Annotated in this window: 1 protein-coding gene; it reads right to left on the reverse strand. The window is 65.3% G+C overall.

The genetic code is table 11. From position 1 onward, the window contains the following. The coding region (locus A5791_RS07590) for a sensor histidine kinase (RefSeq protein WP_067233541.1) at window positions 1-1,004 on the reverse strand (1,004 nt) is incomplete at its 3' end. Between the last annotated feature and the right edge of the window lie 14 nt (window positions 1,005-1,018).

Here is a 1,018-nt window from a genome sequence, read left to right on the forward strand (position 1 = left end):
GCGGGGTCGAATCCCTGGCCGGTGTCGCTGATCGTGAGCGTCAGTGTGCGGTCGTCGGAATCGGCCGTGATCGTGACCGTGGTGCCCTCGCCGCCGTGTTTGGTGGCATTCTGCAGCGCTTCGCTGCAGCAGAAATACAGGGCGGCCTCGGTCGACGCCTCGTATCGGCCGAGGCCTTGCAGATTCAATTGCACGGGGATCGGGGCGTGCGCGGCGACGGCCGGCAGGGCCGCGGCCAGACCGCCGCTGACGAGCAGCGGGGGGTAGAGCCCGTGGGCAAGTCGACGGATCTCGGCGATCGCCGTGTCCACCAGCCCGGACGCCTCGGCGAGCAGCGGTTGATATCGGTCCGGTCCGGCGGTGCGAGCGAGCTGGATCAGTACCGCCAGGGCGACTAGGTGTTGTTGGGCGCCGTCATGCAGATCCCGTTCCAGACGGCGCCGTTCCTCGTCGGCCGCGGTGATCAGCCGGGCACGTGACGCCTCCAATTGGGCAGCCCGCTCGGCGAGCAGTTTCTCCGACGTTCGCAGTGCATTGGCGTTGTTCCAGACAATCACCAGAATGAGAAGGGCATTGACCGGCATCGCTGAAACTATGAACGCAGTCTCGATCCAGCGAGGCGCTTGCACGGCGGAGTGCGCGACATTCTGAAAGCGCGCTATTGCAGCCAGAGCCAGGACGCAGCCCGCGGTGATCATGGTGAAAGCCAGCCCGCGCCGCCGGCGGATGTAGGGTTCCGCGAAAACGACGGGTATCAGCGCCGCGAGCACCATCACCGGCAGCAGGACCGGTGCGACGAACGTGATGAGCAAAACGGCGACCCAGTTACCGATACAAACCAGCGTGATCGATTGCTGATATCTGCGGCGCCGTGCTAGGCGCAGCGCGACCACCAGCACGGCAGACTGCGCGGTGCTGATCCCGGCGATGGCCAGAAACCAGGAGGATCGCAACACGCATTGGTACTCCCAGAGCGGCAGCAGCACGCCGGTTCCGAAGTACATCGCCAGATAACCGT

The organism is Mycobacterium sp. 852002-51163_SCH5372311 (assembly GCF_001667115.1).
GTDB lineage: Bacteria > Actinomycetota > Actinomycetes > Mycobacteriales > Mycobacteriaceae > Mycobacterium.